Consider the following 20,307-nt stretch of genomic DNA (forward strand, 5'->3'; position numbering starts at 1 on the left):
GGGTGCATGGGATTTGATCCGTGCACCCTTTTCATTTGAGTTGTGAAATTCCATATTGGGTGCATGGCTTCCTCAAAAGATAAATACACTCAGGATTCGCAGAATCAGACTGGCGGCTTCGGTGAAGCACCGCAGTCCGAGTTTTCGGGCGCGCCGCTGTCCGGGTCCATTTCCGATTGGGCAAAAGAGATCAGCGATGAGGCCGTCAAGCCTCAGGCCAAGGCAAAACCTGCCAAAGCCGCGAAGTCTCCTAAAAAGGTGCCTGAACGCAGCAAGGAATCCTCGCGCAGCGCGCGCGGAACTTCGATGGGGGGCGCTGCGTCTGCTAAGGAACGCGCTGCCGCAGGTCTCAATCCAGTAGCAGGACTGGACATCAGCCTTGAAGACGCAGCCGAGTTTAATCCCTCAGGCGCGACCGCGACCGTTCAGGCACTTTCCGATCTGATTGAATCCGGCAATCCACTGTTCAAGAACGGCGAACTCTGGACCCCGCATCGTCCTGCCCGCCCGGACAAATCTGAAGGCGGCATTGCGATCCAGATGGAATCGAGTTTCGAACCATCTGGCGATCAGCCGACAGCAATTCGTGATCTGGTCAGCGGGCTGCAAGAGAACGACCGAACGCAGGTTCTGCTTGGCGTTACCGGCTCCGGCAAGACCTTCACCATGGCAAAGGTTATTCAGGAAACGCAGCGTCCCGCGCTTATTCTCGCTCCCAACAAGACCCTGGCGGCGCAGCTATATGGCGAGTTCAAGAGCTTCTTTCCGAACAATGCCGTCGAATATTTCGTTTCCTATTACGATTACTACCAGCCCGAAGCCTATGTGGCGCGGTCCGATACGTATATCGAAAAGGAATCGACCGTAAACGAACAGATCGACCGGATGCGTCACGCAGCCACTCGTGCTTTGATTGAGCGCGACGACGTCATTATCGTTGCGTCTGTTTCATGCATTTACGGTATCGGTTCGGTCGAAACCTATACCGCCATGACTTTCGAAATGAAGATCGGCGACCGGCTCGACCAGCGCCAGCTTCTCGCCGATCTCGTGGCACAGCAATATAAGCGGCAAGACATCAACTTTGTGCGCGGCTCATTCCGCGTACGTGGCGATACAATTGAGATTTTCCCGGCCCACTTGGAAGATCGCGCATGGCGCATTTCGCTGTTTGGCGACGAGATCGAAACCATCGTGGAATTTGATCCGCTGACCGCTCAGAAGACCGGCGATCTGCAATCGGTCAAGATTTACGCAAACTCCCACTATGTGACGCCACGCCCGACGCTCAATCAGGCCATCAAGTCGATACAGGAAGAATTGCAGCATCGTCTGGCCGAACTCACGCGCGCCGGCCGCTTGCTTGAAGCGCAACGGTTGGAGCAACGCACCAATTTCGACCTCGAAATGCTGGAAGCAACCGGCGTCTGCAACGGTATCGAAAACTATTCGCGCTATCTGACCGGACGTCAGCCGGGCGAGCCGCCGCCGACATTGTTTGAATATATTCCAGACAATGCCCTCGTTTTCCTCGACGAAAGCCATGTCACAGTTCCGCAGATTGGCGGCATGTATCGCGGCGACTTCCGTCGGAAGGCGACGCTGGCCGAATATGGCTTCCGCCTGCCCTCCTGCATGGACAATCGTCCACTGCGGTTCGAGGAGTGGGATGCGATGCGTCCACAAACCATCGCTGTGTCCGCGACGCCCGGCAAGTGGGAAATCGAAGAAGCTGGCGGCGTGTTTGCCGAACAGGTTATTCGCCCAACCGGCCTGATCGATCCGCCTGTTGAAGTACGGCCTGCAAAAAATCAGGTCGATGATGTGCTTGGCGAAATCCGCGAAACAGCGCGCAAGGGCTATCGCACGCTCTGCACCGTGCTGACCAAGCGCATGGCCGAAGACCTGACCGAATATCTGCACGAACAGGGCGTTCGCGTGCGCTATATGCACTCGGATATCGACACGCTGGAACGTATAGAAATCATCCGCGATCTGCGCCTTGGCGCATTCGACGTGCTTGTGGGTATCAACCTGCTGCGCGAAGGTCTGGATATTCCAGAATGCGGCTTCGTCGCCATTCTCGATGCGGACAAGGAAGGTTTCCTGCGTTCAGAAACCTCGCTCGTTCAGACCATCGGTCGTGCGGCGCGTAACGTCGACGGTAAGGTCATTCTGTACGCTGACAATATAACCGGCTCCATGCAACGCGCGATGGACGAAACCAGCCGCCGCCGCGAAAAGCAGGAAGCCTATAATACTGAGCATGGTATCACGCCTGCTTCGGTGAAGAAGAATATCTCGGACATCCTGAATTCGGTTTACGAACAGGATCACGTCCGCGCCGATATTTCCGGCTTCGCCGAACAGGGCGCGATGATGGGCAACAATCTCGCCTCCCATCTCGAACATCTGGAAAAGCAGATGCGCGACGCCGCAGCCGATCTCGACTTTGAAAAGGCCGCGCGCATGCGCGACGAGATCAAACGCTTGCGCGAAATGGAACTGGCGATTGCCGACGATCCGCTCGCGCGTGAAGTGGAACTTGAAAGCCCTGTGACTGGCCGTACTAAGGGTCGTCACAATGCGGGCCGTAAGGTCCATCGCACAGTGGATGCAGAGCCGAAAAAGTCGCTGTTCGCCAAGCCTTCGCTCGACAATATGGGACCGGGAACCGATGTGGCAAAGCCGCTGTTCCGCAAGAATACGCTGGATGAAATGACCGTTAAGCGGACAGAAAAACCGGCAGGCGCTGACGACGCAATTATCCGCCGCGAACGTGCTGGCATCGGCTCTTACGAAGATCCGGCTGAGGCCGCACGCAAAAAGCGTCGCCCCGGCAAGACTGGCCGACCGGGGCGTTAAAGCATTTCCAGCAAAAGTGGAAACCGGTTTTGCGTTCGGAAATGCGTAGAAAGAAATAGAGCGGTTTCAACGTTTCAATCTTAATTGGAACCGCTCAATTCAGGTATTTTTGGAGGGCTGCTTACCAGCCTTCCAAAACTATCTTGCCTTTAGCCTTGCCAGTTTCCAACAAGCCATGGGCCGATTTCAGGTTGGTAGCGTTGATTGGCGAAAACACTTCCGTAACTGTTGTTTTGATCTTGCCCGCATCGATCAGTTGGGCGACTTCATTCAGAAGTTTGCCTTGCTCATCCATGTCGGCAGTTTCAAAGATCGAACGCGTAAACATCAGTTCCCAGTGCACCGATACGGACTTGCGCTTAAACGGCATGGCATTGAGCGTTTCCGGATCATCGATAAGGCCAAACCGCCCTTGCGGTGCAATCAACAAGACAATCTCATCAACATGATTCTGCGTTTGCGTGGTTGAAAAGACAAAAGCTGGCGCGCCTATCCCCAGAGCTTCAATCTGCTTTGCCAGTGGCTTGCTATGATCGATGACATAATGCGCGCCGAGTTGCTTAACCCATTCCTGCGTTTCCGGTCGCGATGCGGTAGCAATCACCACCAAATCAGTCAAAGCCCGCGCCAGCTGGATGGCGATTGAACCAACCCCGCCTGCACCACCAATAATAAGAATGGCGTTTGCAGCGCCTGGCACTGGCTTGCGCACATCCAGCCGGTCAAACAGCATTTCCCAGGCGGTGATCGATGTGAGTGGCAGAGCAGCAGCTTCACTTTTGGCAAGCGACGCGGGCTTATGGCCAACAATGCGTTCATCGACCAGATGAAACTCGCAATTGGCACCTGGCCGGATCAAAGATCCTGCATACCAGACCTCATCACCCGGTTTGAAGTTACGCACGTCGTTACCCGTCTCAACGACTGTCCCGACCGCGTCCCAGCCGAGCACTTTCCACTGGCCAGCTTCTGGCGACACGCCGCTGCGGATCTTGTAATCGACTGGATTAACTGAAATCGCCTCAACCCGAACCAACAGATCACGGCCCGCCGCTTTCGACTTTTCCAATGTTACGTCGACCAGAGATTCTGCACGGTCCAGCGGACCCGCAACTTGATAGGCAACTGCTTTCATCGTTCTGCTCCATTTGCTATGGACCAAATATTAGACTACTATCACAGAATGTGAATACGCACAAAAATCGCCAATAGTGTTGTTTTTTGTACTTAGTATATAAAGGATACTTAAATGACCAAGGCCAAGCACTCGCGCTTCGATTGCAGTCCCGGCTGTGCGGTTGAAGCCGCCATCAGTCTCATCGATGGCAAATGGAAAAGCGTTGTGCTGTTTCATCTTCTCGACGGCACGATGCGGTTTAATGAGCTCAGGCGGCAAATACCGGGTGTGACCCAGCGTATGCTGACCAATCAGTTGCGTGAGCTGGAAGAAGACGGTCTGATCGAGCGAAAGGTCTATGCACAGGTTCCTCCCAAGGTCGAATATAGCCTGTCTCCGCTTGGCCGCAGCATCGAACCAATCCTGCTGGCACTGAAGGATTGGGGGGATACCAATATCGACCGCTTCGGCAAGCCGTTGCTGGGGCAACCCTCTGGTCAAAAGGCTGCATGATAGAAAAAAGGACGGTTGAAACCGTCCTTTTTATTGTTGGCTAACTTACCGGCACTGACCACCGCCGGTAATGCGATAACCGGCACGTTCTGCTTCACAGCGATTTGAGAATGTCTGCCTGTCATTACCGCGACGCGCGCAAACCGGCATATATTCCCGTGTGCAAGCACCAGCACTCGGGCGTCCTGGTCTGTTGCCCTGATGTGGCGGGCGACCCGGCCGTTCTCCTCCCCAACCTGCGCCTGGTCCCGATCCCTGGCCGGGCCGTGAGCTGCACTGGCCGTTACCGACAATCCTATAGCCATCGGCACGGGCCTGACAGGCATTGCCAAAAGTCTTGCGTGAATGACCGCGTTCGCCACAAACTGGCGCATAAATCATCGGACACATCTGCGGTTGCGATGGACCGGGCCGTACTGGAGGCCGATAATCCGGGCCACCTTCGGCAACGCACCCCGCCAGAAACATGGCACCCGCGAGCAAGCCCAATCGACTGACTTTATTGAACAACATAACTCTCTCCCTCTCCTAATCCGCATGTTAGAACGCATTTCGATCTGATTGAATCAGATCGGCGCGTCTCAATACTTTGTTTTCAAGCCCATTTTTTCGACAACCGTTTCACACTTTCGGGTGCGATCTAAGATGGCACAGCAGCCTCCGAGAACAAGGCGCGATTAAAAGATAATCGGCAACGTTCTCAAAAACCGCATATCGACAAGTCGTAAACATGCATTACTCTACATTCCAAGAGCGGGATAAAGGGCGGAATCAACAGTATGAGTCGTCTGCATATAACGATAGCGACATTTGCATTTATGCAGCTCTTAAGCTGGCCTGAAAGCATCAACGCGGCAGCCCAGACAACGGTCAATCCCGAATCTCTGACCTATGGTCCGCCCATGCCGCCCGAGAAGATCACGCCGACTGTCGGTCGCATTTGTGAGCTCATAGAAATCAACGCCGAAGCGAAAGGCATCCCGAAAGACTTCTTTGCGCGGCTCATCTGGAAAGAAAGCCGCTTCGATCATCGCGCAGTAAGCCCGGTTGGCGCTCAAGGCATCGCACAATTCATGCCTTATACTGCAAAAGAGCGTGGCCTCGCCGATCCATTCGATATTGAACAGGCGATCCCCGCATCTGCAGGCTTTCTAAGCGAACTCAAACGCGCTTTCGGAAATTGGGGGCTGGCAGCCGCCGCTTATAATGCAGGGCCGACCCGCGTTTCCAACTGGATGCGCTCAGGCGGATTTCTTCCACTTGAGACAGAAGACTACGTTCTTGATCTCACAGGCGCTCCCGCTGATAATTTTGCATCCGGCAGCGAGATCACCAACAAGCCGCTCGACGCAAAACTCAGTTTTGCAGAAGCTTGCCAGCGTCTGCCGATCATTCGCACAGCCACGATACCCATGTCCCGCATTAAGCCTAAGCCCTGGGGCATTCAGGTCGCGGGCAATTTTCGACGTAGCGTTGCCGCCAATCAGTGGAGCAGGTTACGCAAGCAATTCTCCTCAGTGCTCGCAGGCCACAATCCGGTCATTAGCCGCGTACGTACACCAATGGCCCGGCGTGGCATTTATGCAGTACGTATCGGAGCTGATAGTCGAGGTGAAGCGGACAACATATGCACTAAACTTCGCGCGGCAGGCGGCGCATGCATAGTTTTACGCAATCGGTAAGCAAATGAGCATGCTATACCTTAGTATGAATCGATATATTGCTGTTGGCCTGTGCTATTTTGGTATTGAATGAGTGATATTCTCGTAATTTTTGTAAAGATTCGAGACGATACCGTTACGAAGATAACCAATCTCATATTCTATGAAGAATTTGCTTGCCAAATTATGCATCATAGATCAGTCTTCGATTGTCCGGGCAATTTGAGTACAAACGGAAGACTGGAAGAACGGCGCGCCGGAACCGCTAGAAGTTCCGGGTCGGAGATTAGTCTCTGGCAATGATCGGTTCCTCTCCTATGTCGATAACTGCCTGCATGACCCTCTGCCGGGTGTGTGGTGCGTTCGGCGGAAGTTGTAATTCCACTGTCTCTTAATAAAGCAGTGGCGCCAAGGAAAAGGAACGGATCCCATGGCACAGACCGGACAGGTCAAATTCTTCAACTCCGAAAAAGGTTTCGGATTTATCAAGCCTGATGATGGCGGCGCGGACATTTTTGTCCATATTTCTGCTGTGCAAGCTTCAGGTTTGGCAGGACTTGCTGACAATCAGAAGGTTTCTTACGAGACAGAACCGGATCGTCGCGGCAAAGGTCCTAAGGCTGTAAATATCTCGGTTACTGACTAAGTCCGAAACTTTACAGAACAAGAATTTGATCCCCGGCTAACGCCGGGGTTTTTTATTGTACTGAGATTAGCGCCAATCCTAGATCGTGTCGCGCCTAATCGCACCCATGGCGCTCGCTCCAGATTCTTTTAACTAACGCATGTTCGCGAACGCTAAATGAATCCATTTAGCTGCAACCCGCTCCAACTCTCAGCGCGCGAAATATTACCGACACTGCATGTATTTTACCGGATAATAAAGGTTTCAGCAGCCCCTTCACCATTGTTCAGCCTCCATTCATGTCGAGACTATTAACTTGTCATTCATGATTGATGCGGTGTGCCAACTCGGCCCCGCATATCGCCGAAATTGCAGTTGTGCTTCTGAAGGAGCGGACAATGAACAAACTACTTAAAACAGCTATTCTGGCAGTTGCCTCCATAGCAGCAGTCTCAGCACCGCTGGCTTCGGCATCAGCTGACTCTTGGGGTCGTCGCGGCTGGGATCGCGGAGGCGACTGGAACCGCGGCGGTTGGGATCGCCCCTATCATCGTCACCGTGACCGCAGCGGCGATGCGGTTGCTGCTGGCGTCATCGGCCTTGCGGCGGGCGCTTTGCTCGGCAGCGCTTTGAGCCAGCCTCAGCCGACATATGTCCAGCCTGCGCCCGTTTACGCGCCGCCTCCACCGCCGCCTGCATATTATCCGGCACCACCTGCACGCAGCGTGCAGTATCGCGTCGGCTATGAGCCATGGAGCCGCGGCTGGTATCAATATTGTTCGGACCGTTATCGTTCGTTCAATGCAAATACCGGAACCTATCGCGGTTATGATGGACGCGACCATTTCTGCTCGGCCAACTAAACCCGCTGCACGTCTAAATACAAAAAGCCGCCTCAAAGGCGGCTTTTTTCTTGAAGCATTCAGTTCAGGCATATCCAATATCGTTGAGAAACGGATTGTTGCGGCGTTCTTCGCCAAAGCGCCCGCCGGGACCATGGCCGCACAGAAAGCCGATATCGTCGCCCAGCGGCAGCAGCTTTTCTTTTATCGAGCGAATGAGTGCGGCGTGATCACCGCCCGGCAGGTCAGTGCGACCGATTGAACCGTTGAACAAAACGTCTCCAACAATCGCGAAGCGCGCCTCAGGATTATAGAACACCACATGTCCCGGTGCATGCCCTGGGCAATGGAAGACATCGAAAGTGTGCCCGGCAACTGAAACCGTATCGCCTTCTTCCAGCCAACGGTCAGGTGTTACGTTGCGTACACCCTCAGTCAGGCCGTATTTAAGGCCAGTAGTTGCCAGATTATCGAGCAGAAACTTGTCGTCCTTGTGCGGACCAATAATCTCAACGCCCAAATCTTCTTTGAGGTCCAGCGCAGCCCCTGCATGATCAATATGGCCATGCGTGATCCAAATAGCTTCTACGTCGACATTCTGAGACGCAATTGCCTCTTTGATTCGATCAAAATCGCCACCCGGATCGATCACAACACCCTTCTTAGTGTCACCATCGAAAAGGATGGTGCAGTTCTGCTGAAATGGCGTCACTGGAACGATGATGGCTTGTAATTGTCCCATATAGGATACTCCATTCAGTCAGTATGTTGGAAAGATAAACCGTTGGTTCTCGAACTGCCGTGATCTGTTTGCATATTCAGATAATGCGCGGACTTCAGATTGCAAAGGTCTGGTCATAGTAAAACGGGCGGCACAAGGCCGCCCGTATCCCCTCTCACGAAAACTGTTCAAGTTTCCAAAAGTCTGCACGGCTTTTGGAAAAAATGTCACCCCATGAGATCGCCGGTTGTTGTCCCCACAACCGCGCTATTCGCTTAAGCTCAGGCCTTGCTTGCCATTGAGTTCTTGATCAGTCCGATAATCGCTGTGAGGACGATACCGCCCACACCGCCACCAGCCAACTGGCCAACGACGCCATTAAGAACCGAGTCCATCCCGCCACCGGAAAGCATAGGCAGAAGCTGGCCAAGAATAACGCCACCGATGCCACCGGCAACTGTATTGCCAGCAGTTCCGAGGCTTAGATTCTTGACAGCACCAGCAATATTGCCGCCCACTGCGCCCGAAACAAGTTGAAGAATGATAGGCAGTAGAGATTCCATAATCGTCACCCCATCTGAGTTAAAAGCCGGAATAACGCGAATCCGACATGGAAAATCTTGGACCGAAACTTTCCAATGTCAAACAATAAGCCGTCACATAGTAAAAAAGCGGCTTAAAAGCCGCTTTTTTCTGTTTAAAACGTTGCTACTCAGCAGCTATTCGCTTGGGCTGAACTTCGGTCGCATAATCATTCATCAACGTGTTGGTGATTTCACCCGGCGTAAAATGGTACTTCCCAATTTCCGAAACCGGCGTCACTTCTGCCGCTGTTCCACACAGGAAGCATTCTGTGAATGTCGCCATTTCTTCCGGCATGATAACCCGTTCAATAACTTCCAGACCTCGACGCTTGGCAAGATCAATAATCGTCCGGCGTGTGATGCCATCAAGGAAGCAATCAGGCTTTGGTGTGTGCAATGCACCGTCTTTGACAAGGAACACATTCGCACCCGTGGCCTCAGCGACCTGACCGCGCCAGTCAAGCATAAGCGCATCCGCATAGCCTTTTGCTTCGGCTGCATGCTTGGAAATAGTGCAGATCATATAAAGTCCGGCAGCCTTGGAACGCGAGGGCGCAGTGCGCGGATCAGGACGGCAATATTCTGCGATGTCGAGCCGAATGCCCTTCATCTTTTCTTCAGGCGAGAAATAGCTTGGCCACTGCCAGATCGCGATAGCCAGATGAATGCGATTGTTCTGAGCCGAAACGCCAAGCGACTCTGATCCACGCCAAGCAATCGGTCGAACATATGCGTCGACGAAACCCTGCTTCTTGAGCAGTTCGCGACAGGCATTGTCGATCTCTTCGACGCTATATGGAATCTCGAAGCCAAGAATTCGGGCAGATTCATGCAGGCGCTCAGTATGCTCGGTCAGCTTGAAAATCTCGCCGCCATAAGCACGCTCGCCTTCGAATACGGCGCTCGCATAATGCAGACCGTGCGTCAGCACATGTACCTTCGCATCCTTCCAGGAGACAAACTCGCCGTCCTGCCAGATAAATCCGTCGCGTTGATCGAATGGAATCGCAGCCATTTTACTCTTCCTCAAATTGCCCGCTTTTTTGCAGGCCGTTTGGCTCTGATGAGCCTTTCCCTAGTCTTTTCTGGCCAGTTAAATCGATATAACTGGTAAGTAAGACATGTTTTTCTTCGCCAACACTGGCATTTTAAAATCAAATGCGCTGAGGTCAGCTCGAACAACTCGCTGAGATCAGGCAAATAATGCATGTAAAACAAAGATATTTCCGACAATTACAGAAAATAAAGCTCGCCATTATGCTTTACCGTCCTTATTGGACAGTCTGACACAGCAAGCCGCGTAATTATCTCTCCTCCAACATGCATCAGTGCAAACTTTATTCCAAAAAAAGCAGCCTGCACTTACCAAAAATTATCTTGGCGATTGAGTTATGTCAACAATGCTGACATATTTATCGCAACAGGATGGAGCTTCGATGTGAATTCGACGAACGACGTTAACTATATCAGCAATCCTCTGACGTGTCTGGAGGCTGACGATCTCAACGTCATTGAACTGCTGTTCTTCTCTTATCGCGATTTCACCGCCGACCCGGACCTGATCCTCGAGAAGATCGGATTTGGCCGCGCCCATCACCGTGTGCTTTATTTCATCAATCGCAAGCCCGGCATGACGGTGGCCGAGCTTCTGGAAGTGCTCCGCATTACCAAACAGAGCCTGTCGCGCGTTCTCAAGCAACTGATCGATACCGGCCATGTTGTACAGGCCACTGGTTTACACGATCGCCGTCACCGCAAACTTTATCCCACAAAAAGTGGGCGACAACTCACGCTTGCACTTGCTTTGCCACAGTCGCGCCGCATCGCGCGGGCATTGGAAGAATCCGGTGCTGCAGAACGCGAAGTCATTGAGCGGTTTCTTTATAATATGGTCAATCCTGAACGCCGTGCCCAGATTGACGATTTCGCGGCCACTGAAACGGCTGGCGCAGCATCTGAACCCAGGCTCGATAAGGCTGGGGGCTAATCGCCTACAGTGCAAGCCTCAGATAGACGCGCTGTCTTGCAGTGGCTAAGATGCAGCTCGCCGTAGAAACTATGAGACCAGCTTTCTGCGGCATGCCTATAATAAAAGCCCAGGGCCGCACAGCCTCCGCTGACGGCAATATATAAACAGGATGGGATCGAACGACGCCATGGCTGTAGATGAAAACAACCTTTCCGACGACGCGCCACATCTTCTTGTTGTCGATGATGACACGCGAATTCGCAGCCTGCTTTCGCAATATCTGACGACTAGCGGTTTTCGAGTGACCATGGCTGGCAGCGCAGCAGAAGCGCGCCGCAAGCTCGAAGGCATCGATTTCGACCTGCTAATCCTCGACGTGATGATGCCCGGCGAAACCGGTGTCTCGCTGACCCGTTCACTGCGTGAGCAGAAAAGCGTGCCGATCCTGATGCTGACCGCTTTGTCAGAAACCGACAGCAGGATCGATGGTCTGTCAGCAGGCGCAGATGACTATCTGCCAAAGCCTTTTGATCCACGCGAACTGATCTTGCGTATCAACAATATCCTCCGCCGTGGTGCGTCACCGTCCCAGCTGAAAATCGAACAGATCGTTTTTGGACCTTACACCTTCTTCATTCCGCGTCGCGAATTGAAGAAGGGCACCGAGACAATCAAGCTCACGGATCGCGAGCAGGATATCATGGCGATTTTCGCCGAGCGTGCCGGTGAAACCATTCCGCGTCATGAACTGACCGGACAGGACGGCGATGTCGGCGAACGCACAATTGATGTGCAGATCAACCGCCTGCGTCGCAAGATCGAGCAGGACCCGGCTAATCCCGTCTGGCTGCAAACCGTTCGCGGCATCGGCTATAAGCTGAGCATCGAGTAGCGTTTAGAGCGCATCCCAGAAAGTGCGAAGCGGTTTTCGGAATGCGCGTTAAATCAAAGATTTGGAGCGCCGATCCGATCGAAACGCGCTTTGGATCTAGAAAGAGCGGAGCGTCGCAAATTTCAGAGCGTGACCGAAGACATAGAATTTGCAGAACCGTCTGGAGTATTCTGAGACGATGAAATCGCTCTGGAAAACACTCACGCGCTGGTTTGCGCGCCGTATGCCCAAAGGGCTCTATGCGCGTTCGCTTATCATTATCATTGCGCCAATGGTGCTGCTTCAGTCCGTGATTGCCTATGTGTTCATGGAACGTCACTGGCAGATGGTGACTGAACGGCTTTCCACGGCTGTCGTGCGCGATATCTCCGCGATAATCGACATTCTAGAAACCTATCCGCAAGAACCCGGCTACGACAATCTGATCCGCATTTCGCAGCAGCGTCTAGGGCTGAACATTTCGATCCTGCCACCCGATCCGCTACCGCCACCCGGGCCGAAACCCTTCTTCGCTATTCTCGATTACTTCCTGAGCGAAGAGATCACTCGCCAGATCAATCGCCCTTTCTGGGTCGATACAGTCGGCGATTCCGATCTGATCGAGATTCGGATTAAGCTCGACGACAAGGTGCTGCGTGTCTTCGCACGTCGCAGTCAGGCCTATGCGTCCAATACCGGCATCTTCCTCACATGGATGATCGGTACCGCGCTTGTACTGTTGATCATCGCAATCGCCTTCCTGCGCAACCAGATCAAACCCATCCAGCAGCTCTCGCAAGCAGCCGAAAGTTTTGGTAAGGGTCGACCGATGCCCGAAGGCTTCCGTCCGCACGGCGCCGAAGAAGTTCGCCGCGCAGGCATTGCATTTATCCAGATGCGCTCACGTATCGAACGGCAAATTGAACAGCGCACCGCCATGCTTTCCGGCGTCAGCCACGATCTGCGCACGATTCTGACGCGCTTCAAGCTGCAACTGGCACTAACCGGTAACGCAATCGATACAGAGCCGCTCAACCAGGACATCGCCGACATGCAGACGATGCTTGAAGGCTATCTTGCCTTTGCACGTGGCGAAGGCTCAGAAGAAGCTGCGACCTATGACGTGCGCCTGCTGTGTGACAAGCTCGCGAACGAAGCGCGACTGCGCGAGCGTGGCTTCAAGTATTCAATCGAAGGCGACAGCGAGGTCAATGTTCGTCCGAATGCCTTCTCACGCCTCGTTAGCAATCTTGTTTCCAATGCCTTCCGCCATGCGGATAATGTCGAGCTGTCAATTACCCATGACGATGGCTGGCTGAAAATTATCGTCGATGACGATGGCCCCGGCATCCCGGAAGATCGACGCGAAGACGTCTTCAAACCTTTTGTGCGCCTAGATGAAGCGCGCACGCAGGATTCCGGCGGCACTGGTGGCCTTGGCCTCGCCATCGCGCGTGACATTGCCAGAAGTCACGGCGGCGATATCGATCTTGAAGACGCCCCCACAGGCGGCCTGAGAGCAATTATCCGTATTCCGGCTTAAACCCGACTGATCGCCTGCGCTGCCACATAGCCAAGTGCTGTCGCGGCGAGGCACGCAAAAAGCGATATGCTAACATTCAGCAGTGCGCGTCCCGGCATGCCGAGACGCAGCAACTCGAAGGTTTGCACGCTGAATGAGGAGAAGGTGGTGAAGCCGCCGCAAATGCCGACCATGAAGGCGAGACGCCAGATTTCAGGCACTTCGAAGCGGCTCGAGGCCATCGTCAGTGCACCAAAAAAGGCGATTGCAAACGAACCGATGATATTGACGACAATTGTGCCCCAAGGCAGATCACGGCTGACAGGGGCCAGCCAGATGGCAAACCAGTAGCGCAAAACGCTCCCCAACGCACCGCCCAATGCTACAGCAATTGTTCCCTGCATCTGTCTTATTCCTATACGTTGCTTGCACAACCAATCGCACAGAACATGCGATATGCACAAATCACAGCTATAAGATCAGAACAGTTTGACGCCGTTTTGGACTTTCTTATCGATAGCAGCGAGAACAACCTCGCCATTCTCATCTGGAAAGCCAAGTGTCAGGACTTCGGACATAAAGGGGCCAATCTGACGTGGTGGGAAGTTGACCACTGCCATTACCTGACGCCCGATCAGCTCTTCCGGTTGATAATGCTTCGTTATCTGGGCGGAAGACTTTTTGACACCGATTTTTTCACCAAAATCGATTTTCAGTTTAAAAGCAGGTTTACGCGCTTCAGGAAATGGAACGGCTTCAACAATGGTCCCCGTGCGGATATCGACTTTCTCGAAATCGCCCCAGCTGATCGTTTCCGCTGCATTCATAATAAATCCCCTGAAATAGATCCCGGCAGTTTACCGGGATCTCTAATGCTTATGCGCGCCCAACTGTCTCGAAGACAACGCTTTCAAGCGATTCACGCGCGCTGACACCCGACCAGACAACAAACTGAAATGCCTGGAAATAGGTTTCACAAGCTTCAAGTGCCGCCGACAACAGCACTTCAACCTGACGGCTGGTTGGCTCTGCACCACCGGCCAGCAGCAACGACTGGCGATACATGATCGCACCTTCCTGCCGCCAGAGATCAAAATGACCCATCAGAAGTTTTTCATTGATCAGCGAAAGCAACCGCATCACTTCATTGACGCGCGGCTCCGCAACCTTGATGTCAAAGGCGCAAGCCAGGTGCAACGCTTCAAAGTCCTCCATCCAGGAGAACGAGATGTGGTAGTCGGTCCAGTTACCCGCTACCGAAATTGCAATTTCATCGTCGCCAGTCCGCTCGAACGTCCAGTCGTTTGAATTCGCAACGTGCTCGATCACATCCACAGGATGCGCTTCGCGTGCAAATTCAAGCTCAAGAAGGCTCATGTCCGTTTCCTGTTCTGGGAAGCGCCTCGAAAGACACCTCCAAATTCCCGGCGCGCAAGTTATTGCTCGCCCGCACCCATCACCACGCAAGACTGAGCGCAGAAAAACAGGCACGAATTGATCGGTTGAGGAACCGACATGCTTGAAAAGCATGCAACGCCTCAATGGCACACGCACATACGCAACTGATACTGGAAAGCAGCCTGAAAGACGCGAAAACTAAAACTACAGCCCCTCGCCGCTGCCCACATGACTGCGTTACGAATCATGTAGTGTTTTCAGTCTATTGATGCTGAATCTGAACGCCAGCCCCTTTTCTAAAAAGAGGCATTAAAGCATGTGGAAATATGATTGGGGCGGGCCGCAACCCTTGCCTTAACCGACTCTAAGACAAGGGTTTTTGCCACTTGCGGCCTGTTAATAAAAAATTATGAATTATCTTTGGATTTAGACGCCTGAGCAGAGGTTTTCGTCGTTTTGGCACTCGAATCAACTTCAAGTTTGGCAAGACGCGCTTCCAAAGCTTCAATTTTAACAAGCAAAGCACTGTTTTCAGCACGCGCTTTGATTGCCATTTCACGCACGGCTTCAAAGTCCTCGCGCTGCACCACATCAAGCGTGTTGAGCACGCGTTCGCTCTGTGATCGCAAAGCTGTCTCCACCTCGCGGCGCACGCCTTGCGCAGCGCCTGCCGCATCGGTCACAAGCTTGGCGAGTTCATCGAGAACCCGGTTTTGTCCGCTGGTCATGGCATTCTTCCCTATCTTCGATACAGGCTTGTTGAAAACATAAATTGGAAATAGGGCTGTCTCGGTTCTGATGCAAGTGAAGCTGTATAATCGTGATCACTTGACCACTCAGATATCGTCGCGCATGGTCCGCCGGAAAATGGAGTTATTATATGATAGAGACGTTGCTGCCGGTTTCGGCTCTGGCTTTTCCGAATATCGATCCGGTGATTTTCTCCATCGGCCCGCTTGCCGTTCATTGGTACGGTCTTGGTTATGTTGTCGGCATCATGTTTGCGTGGTGGTACGGCAAGAAGCTTTTGCGCAATCATCGCCTTTGGGGCAATAATCAGCCGCCCATGCAGCCCGAAGCGCTCGACGACTTTGTCATCTGGGCGGCACTCGGCGTGGTGCTCGGTGGCCGTATCGGCTACGTCCTGTTCTATAACTTCTCCTACTATCTCTCCAATCCACTGGCTATTCCGGCCGTTTGGGATGGCGGCATGTCATTCCATGGCGGCATTCTTGGTACCACGGTTGCCATGATCCTGTTCGCGCGCTCACGCGGCATCAAAGTCTGGAGCATGTTTGATACGATTGCAGCAGGCGTCCCCATAGGCCTTGGCGTCGTGCGTATCGCCAATTTCATTAATCAGGAACTCTGGGGCCGCGTCAGCGATGTGCCTTGGGCTGTCTATTTCCCCAATGGTGGCCCACTGCCGCGTCACCCGAGCCAGCTCTATGAAGCCTTCCTTGAAGGTTTCGTGCTGTTTTTCGTTCTGTTCCTGCTCATCTGGGTGGGCAAAAAAATCAAAGCGCCCGGCTTCATCGCCGGCACCTTTGTTGCAGGCTATGGCCTCAGCCGCATTATCGTCGAGTTCTTCCGTGAACCAGACGCACAGCTTGGCTATCTTTTCGGCGGTTGGCTCACCATGGGCATGGTGCTGTCGGTGCCGATGGTCTTGATTGGGCTTTGGGCAATGTTGCGTGCAAACCGGGCTGTAGCAAAGAATGCCTGAGGTAACACTCAAAGATCGTTTGAAGCGGCTGATCGGAACCACGGGACCGATCAGCGTCGCCGATTATATGACTGCATGCCTCGGCGACCGTGAATCAGGCTACTATACAACACGCGAACCATTCGGACGTGACGGTGACTTTATTACCGCGCCCGAGGTCAGTCAGATGTTTGGCGAACTAATCGGCATATGGTGCGTCGGCATATGGGATGCGCTCGGCCTCCCTGACAACGCGGTCCTGTGCGAAATTGGACCGGGTCGCGGGACACTAATGAGCGACATGCTGCGCACGATCAAACAGCTTGCGCCTCAGATGTTCGCAGCCACGCGCGTTGCAATGGTCGAAACCAGTCCACGACTGATTGAAAAGCAAAAAGAAAAGCTCTCTGGTCTGGGCCATTCAATCGAATGGTTCGAGAACTTTTCGAGCATTCCAGACGGCCCGTTGATCCTCGTATCCAACGAGCTGTTCGATGCAATACCGTTTCGACAATTCGTTAAAGCCAATGACCGCTTTGTCGAAAGGCTGATTGCACTTGATGAGCAGGACGAATTCCAGTTTGTGAGCGGGGCTGGTGGCATTGACGAAGCTTTGTTACCACCCGGCCATCAGACCGCTCCCGAAGGGACAATCTTTGAAGCTGCCCCTGCCCGCACGGCTTTGATGCAGGAGATTGCACAGCGAATTGCGGCAACGCGTGGAGCCGCACTCACAATCGACTATGGACACCTTCAATCGGGCCTTGGCGATACGCTGCAAGCGATGCTGAAACATGCCTATGACGATGTTTTCGCGCATCCCGGCGAGGCAGACCTCACCAGCCACGTCGATTTCGACATGTTGGAAAGAACTGCACGCAATTGCGGATGCAAGACGGGAACCATGACGCAGGGCGATTTTCTCCTGGCTATGGGTCTTATTGACCGCGCAGGCCGTCTCGGTACTGGACGCGATGCGGCATTTCAGAACAAGATTCGCGAAGACGTTGAGCGACTTGCAGCACCTGATCAGATGGGGACACTATTTAAGGCGCTTGCGATTGCAGATCCGGCAACCGCGATCTTCCCGTTTGAAACCGCACTGCACCAACCCTCAGCCTAGCTCGCTGTCAAAAAGCTGCGATTGACAAGCTGACTTGCCTCCCCCAACATCCCGCCGTTTGAAAAGAGAAAGCCAATGACCGATAAGCCGCAACCGCTTCGCTCCGCCCTGTTGGATGGCCATGCCGGACACAACGGCAAGCGCATTGCGCATGGCTTTTTCACCCGAAAAGGCGGCGTTTCAGATGGCATCTATGCCGGTTTGAATGTCGGCAGCGGGTCAAATGATGTACCGGAACTGGTGACGGAGAATCGCCGTCGTGTTGCTGAAACGCTCGGCGTCGCATCCGACCATCTGATGACCGTGCATCAAGTCCACTCACCGGATGTGCTGCGCGTCACTGAACCATTCAGCAGTCCGCGCCCCAAGGCCGATGCCATGGTCACAAATGTGCCGGGCATTGCAATCGGCGCTTTGTCTGCGGATTGCGGTCCTGTTCTGTTTGCCGATCATGAAGCCGGTGTCATTGGATCGGCTCATGCCGGCTGGCGCGGCGCTTTCACCGGCGTTCTTGAAAACACGATTGAAGCCATGATCGAACTTGGCGCAAAGCGTGAGAATATCGTTGCAGTGCTGGGCCCAACAATCGGCCCTGAAAATTACGAGGTCGGTCCGGAATTCTATGCCGAGTTCACTGGCAAAGACGTAAGCTATGACAAATATTTCCAACCTTCAGGTAAGGAAGGTCACAAGCTTTTTGATCTCTGGACCTTCATCACAGATCGCCTGACGAAGGCCAATGTGAAAGCCGAAGCACTGCGCCAGTGCACTTATGCCAATGAAGATCAGTTCTATTCCTACCGGCGCACGACGCACCGCAACGAGCCTGATTACGGTCGTCAAATTGCCGCCATCGCTATCGTAAACGATTAGGAGAACCACATGGCCCTTCACTTCGAGCCGGAAGAATTCGCTGCACGTCGCGACCGTCTGATCTTGAAGATGGAGGAAGAGAAGCTTGATGCTCTGCTGCTGTTCGCACAGGAAAGCATGTACTGGCTGACCGGCTATGACACGTTCGGCTTTTGCTTCTTCCAGTGCCTCGTGGTGAAGGCTGACGGATCGACAGTGTTGATGACCCGCTCTGCCGATCTGAGACAGGCGCGTCACACCTCCAATATCGAAAATATTACCGTCTGGACCGATCGCGACAATGCCAATCCGGCCATCGATCTGCGCAATATCCTGACTGAGCTTGATCTGCTCGGCACGCGCATCGGCATTGAATACCAGACCCACGGGCTGACCGGGGCCAACGCACGAAAGCTCGATGAACAATTGCAAAGCTTTGCCAAGCTTTTTGACGCCTCCGGTATGGTTGACCGGTTGCGTCTTCTCAAGAGCCCCGCAGAAATCGCCTATGCCAAGCGTGCCGCCGAACTGAGTGATGATGCGCTGGATGCTGCACTGAAACTCACCAAGGCAGGCGCAAGCGAAGCCGACATTCTGGCGGCCATGATGAGCGCGAACTTTGCCGGCGATGGCGATTATCCGGCCAATGAATATATTATCGGCTCCGGCGCTGATGCACTTTTATGCCGCTACAAAGCAGGCCGTCGCAAACTTTCTGCGAATGATCAGCTCACACTGGAATGGTCAGGCGTCTTCCGACACTACCACGCACCGATGATGCGAACCGTCATCATCGGCCAGCCAAAGGCAGAGCATCTAAAGCTCTACAATGCCGCACGAGAAGCGCTGGAAGCTGTCGAGACAGCCATGACACCGGCCTCAACCTTTGGCGACGTGTTCGATGCGCATTCCCGCACGATGGAAGCCCATGGCCTTACCCGTCATCGCCTGAATGCTTGCGGCTATTCTGTCGGTGCGCGCTTTACACCGTCATGGATGGACCCGCAGATGTTCTATTCCGGTAACCCGGAAAGCATCCAGCCCGACATGACGCTGTTTGCGCACATGATCATCATGGATTCTGACACCGAAACCGCGATGACGCTTGGCCAGACTTACTTGACAACAAATGGCGCTGCCGTACCGCTGTCCCGCCATTCGCTAGACATTATTGTCAAGTGACGCAGGATAAGCGATAAACTCCGTTCATAGCGCAGGAGTGGTCTGCGCTTTCAGGAGCATGAAGCCGAACATGAACAAGGCACATCTTTCTATGATGTTGTTGCTTGCTGGACTGCTTGCCGCCTGCAACAGCACCGAAACTGCATTGAACGTGCAGGGAACTAACCAGCAATCTGGACAAACCACAACACCGGCCACGGGCCAAGCTTCTACAGGTCAGACTACTGCCCCAACCTCACCCCCGGCAGTTACAACAACACCAGCGACACCGCCCGCGCGTACGGCCTCACTCAAACCGGGCAAGCTTTACATAGCTCCCATCATTGGCGCGCCCGTCAATGTCGTGACCCCGCTTACTCATCGCATCAATGATGATGCACGCGCCAAGGGTGTGGAGCTTGCAGGCAATAATGGCACCGACGCCGCTTATGTGATGAAGGGCTATTTCTCGGTTTTGTCTGAAGATAACCAGACAACGATCCTATACGTCTGGGATGTGATGGATGCTTCCGGTAACCGCCTTCACCGCATACAGGGGCAGGAAAAAGTTCCGGGCGCGTCCGCAGACTCATGGAGCATCGTTCCGCCCTCTGCCATGCAATCCATCGCCGATAAGACCATGCAGGAGTATTCCACCTGGCTTGCGGCAAATCGCGCATGAAAACGAGCTGATTCAGCAAAAGACTGAAATCTTTTGCTGAATCGCGTGTCAGCCCTGTGGGAAAGCACTTTGCGATCGCTTTTTACTGCAATTGTT

Annotated in this window: 22 protein-coding genes; 13 read left to right on the forward strand and 9 right to left on the reverse strand. The window is 53.5% G+C overall.

The window, feature by feature from the left end; all coding sequences use genetic code 11:
• The first annotated feature begins 63 nt into the window (after positions 1-63).
• The gene (uvrB, locus tag CES85_RS17465; RefSeq protein WP_095447081.1) at positions 64-2,865 is read left to right on the forward strand and encodes an excinuclease ABC subunit UvrB; all 2,802 of its coding nucleotides are present in this window, start codon (positions 64-66) and stop codon (positions 2,863-2,865) included.
• A gap of 121 nt (positions 2,866-2,986) precedes the next feature.
• Here the strand turns inward: uvrB and CES85_RS17470 are convergent, their stop codons facing one another.
• Positions 2,987-4,000 (reverse strand): zinc-binding alcohol dehydrogenase family protein, encoded by a 1,014-nt coding sequence (locus CES85_RS17470; protein ID WP_095447082.1) that lies wholly within the window; start codon positions 3,998-4,000, stop codon positions 2,987-2,989.
• 114 nt (positions 4,001-4,114) lie between these two features.
• Between CES85_RS17470 and CES85_RS17475 the strand changes: the two genes are divergently transcribed.
• Positions 4,115-4,495 (forward strand): winged helix-turn-helix transcriptional regulator, encoded by a 381-nt coding sequence (locus tag CES85_RS17475; protein ID WP_095447083.1) that lies wholly within the window; start codon positions 4,115-4,117, stop codon positions 4,493-4,495.
• A 45-nt stretch (positions 4,496-4,540) separates the two neighbouring features.
• Here CES85_RS17475 and CES85_RS17480 read toward each other — a convergent pair whose 3' ends face one another.
• A complete protein-coding gene (locus CES85_RS17480; protein WP_095447084.1) occupies positions 4,541-5,008 on the reverse strand; it encodes a Kazal-type serine protease inhibitor family protein in 468 nt (155 codons plus the stop codon).
• 266 nt (positions 5,009-5,274) lie between these two features.
• Between CES85_RS17480 and CES85_RS17485 the strand changes: the two genes are divergently transcribed.
• The 3 genes from CES85_RS17485 (at position 5,275) to CES85_RS17495 (ending at position 7,644) form a co-directional block, all read left to right on the forward strand.
• Positions 5,275-6,177 carry a lytic transglycosylase domain-containing protein gene (locus CES85_RS17485; RefSeq protein WP_244923263.1) on the forward strand — a complete coding sequence of 301 codons (903 nt, stop codon included), beginning with the start codon at positions 5,275-5,277 and terminating at the stop codon, positions 6,175-6,177.
• A 409-nt stretch (positions 6,178-6,586) separates the two neighbouring features.
• Positions 6,587-6,802, forward strand: a complete 216-nt coding sequence (locus CES85_RS17490) for a cold-shock protein (RefSeq protein ID WP_024899445.1) — start codon at positions 6,587-6,589, stop codon at positions 6,800-6,802.
• 377 nt (positions 6,803-7,179) lie between these two features.
• On the forward strand, positions 7,180-7,644 hold the full coding sequence (locus CES85_RS17495; RefSeq protein ID WP_095447941.1) for a BA14K family protein: 465 nt from the start codon (positions 7,180-7,182) through the stop codon (positions 7,642-7,644).
• Between the two features lie 64 nt (positions 7,645-7,708).
• Here the strand turns inward: CES85_RS17495 and CES85_RS17500 are convergent, their stop codons facing one another.
• From CES85_RS17500 to CES85_RS17510, 3 genes are all read right to left on the reverse strand, one after another.
• Positions 7,709-8,365, reverse strand: a complete 657-nt coding sequence (locus CES85_RS17500) for an MBL fold metallo-hydrolase (protein ID WP_094540034.1) — start codon at positions 8,363-8,365, stop codon at positions 7,709-7,711.
• 260 nt (positions 8,366-8,625) lie between these two features.
• Positions 8,626-8,907 carry a hypothetical protein gene (locus CES85_RS17505; RefSeq protein WP_095447085.1) on the reverse strand — a complete coding sequence of 94 codons (282 nt, stop codon included), beginning with the start codon at positions 8,905-8,907 and terminating at the stop codon, positions 8,626-8,628.
• A 145-nt stretch (positions 8,908-9,052) separates the two neighbouring features.
• The gene (locus CES85_RS17510; protein WP_095447086.1) at positions 9,053-9,943 is read right to left on the reverse strand and encodes a branched-chain amino acid aminotransferase; all 891 of its coding nucleotides are present in this window, start codon (positions 9,941-9,943) and stop codon (positions 9,053-9,055) included.
• A 423-nt stretch (positions 9,944-10,366) separates the two neighbouring features.
• Between CES85_RS17510 and CES85_RS17515 the strand changes: the two genes are divergently transcribed.
• From CES85_RS17515 to CES85_RS17525, 3 genes are all read left to right on the forward strand, one after another.
• Positions 10,367-10,915, forward strand: coding sequence for a MarR family winged helix-turn-helix transcriptional regulator (locus CES85_RS17515; RefSeq protein WP_095447942.1), 549 nt, complete (start codon positions 10,367-10,369; stop codon positions 10,913-10,915).
• Positions 10,916-11,066: 151 nt separating this feature from the next.
• Complete coding sequence (locus tag CES85_RS17520; protein WP_095447087.1) at positions 11,067-11,789, forward strand: response regulator; 723 nt, start codon at positions 11,067-11,069, stop codon at positions 11,787-11,789.
• Positions 11,790-11,967: 178 nt separating this feature from the next.
• Positions 11,968-13,311 carry an ATP-binding protein gene (locus tag CES85_RS17525; protein ID WP_095447088.1) on the forward strand — a complete coding sequence of 448 codons (1,344 nt, stop codon included), beginning with the start codon at positions 11,968-11,970 and terminating at the stop codon, positions 13,309-13,311.
• Here the strand turns inward: CES85_RS17525 and crcB are convergent.
• The 4 genes from crcB to CES85_RS17545 form a co-directional block, all read right to left on the reverse strand.
• Complete coding sequence (gene crcB, locus CES85_RS17530) at positions 13,308-13,694, reverse strand: fluoride efflux transporter CrcB (protein WP_095447089.1); 387 nt, start codon at positions 13,692-13,694, stop codon at positions 13,308-13,310. The genes CES85_RS17525 and crcB overlap by 4 nt on opposite strands.
• Before the next feature lie 75 nt (positions 13,695-13,769).
• Positions 13,770-14,117 (reverse strand): tRNA-binding protein, encoded by a 348-nt coding sequence (locus CES85_RS17535; protein ID WP_095447090.1) that lies wholly within the window; start codon positions 14,115-14,117, stop codon positions 13,770-13,772.
• 49 nt (positions 14,118-14,166) lie between these two features.
• Positions 14,167-14,667, reverse strand: coding sequence for a type III secretion system chaperone family protein (locus tag CES85_RS17540; RefSeq protein ID WP_095447091.1), 501 nt, complete (start codon positions 14,665-14,667; stop codon positions 14,167-14,169).
• 428 nt (positions 14,668-15,095) lie between these two features.
• Complete coding sequence (locus CES85_RS17545; protein WP_095447092.1) at positions 15,096-15,416, reverse strand: accessory factor UbiK family protein; 321 nt, start codon at positions 15,414-15,416, stop codon at positions 15,096-15,098.
• Between the two features lie 152 nt (positions 15,417-15,568).
• On the opposite strand from CES85_RS17545, the gene lgt reads away from it, so the two are divergent.
• The 5 genes from lgt to CES85_RS17570 all read left to right on the forward strand — a co-directional run bounded on the left by lgt (position 15,569) and on the right by CES85_RS17570 (position 20,211).
• Positions 15,569-16,414, forward strand: coding sequence for a prolipoprotein diacylglyceryl transferase (gene lgt / locus CES85_RS17550; RefSeq protein ID WP_095447093.1), 846 nt, complete (start codon positions 15,569-15,571; stop codon positions 16,412-16,414).
• A complete protein-coding gene (locus CES85_RS17555) occupies positions 16,407-17,516 on the forward strand; it encodes a class I SAM-dependent methyltransferase (RefSeq protein ID WP_095447094.1) in 1,110 nt (369 codons plus the stop codon). Before lgt ends, CES85_RS17555 begins: the two co-directional genes overlap by 8 nt.
• Positions 17,517-17,591: 75 nt before the next feature.
• Positions 17,592-18,389 carry a peptidoglycan editing factor PgeF gene (gene pgeF, locus CES85_RS17560; protein ID WP_095447095.1) on the forward strand — a complete coding sequence of 266 codons (798 nt, stop codon included), beginning with the start codon at positions 17,592-17,594 and terminating at the stop codon, positions 18,387-18,389.
• A gap of 9 nt (positions 18,390-18,398) precedes the next feature.
• On the forward strand, positions 18,399-19,550 hold the full coding sequence (locus CES85_RS17565; protein ID WP_095447096.1) for a M24 family metallopeptidase: 1,152 nt from the start codon (positions 18,399-18,401) through the stop codon (positions 19,548-19,550).
• A 58-nt stretch (positions 19,551-19,608) separates the two neighbouring features.
• A complete protein-coding gene (locus CES85_RS17570) occupies positions 19,609-20,211 on the forward strand; it encodes a hypothetical protein (RefSeq protein ID WP_095447097.1) in 603 nt (200 codons plus the stop codon).
• The last annotated feature ends 96 nt before the right edge of the window (positions 20,212-20,307 follow it).

The organism is Ochrobactrum quorumnocens (assembly GCF_002278035.1).
GTDB lineage: Bacteria > Pseudomonadota > Alphaproteobacteria > Rhizobiales > Rhizobiaceae > Brucella > Brucella quorumnocens.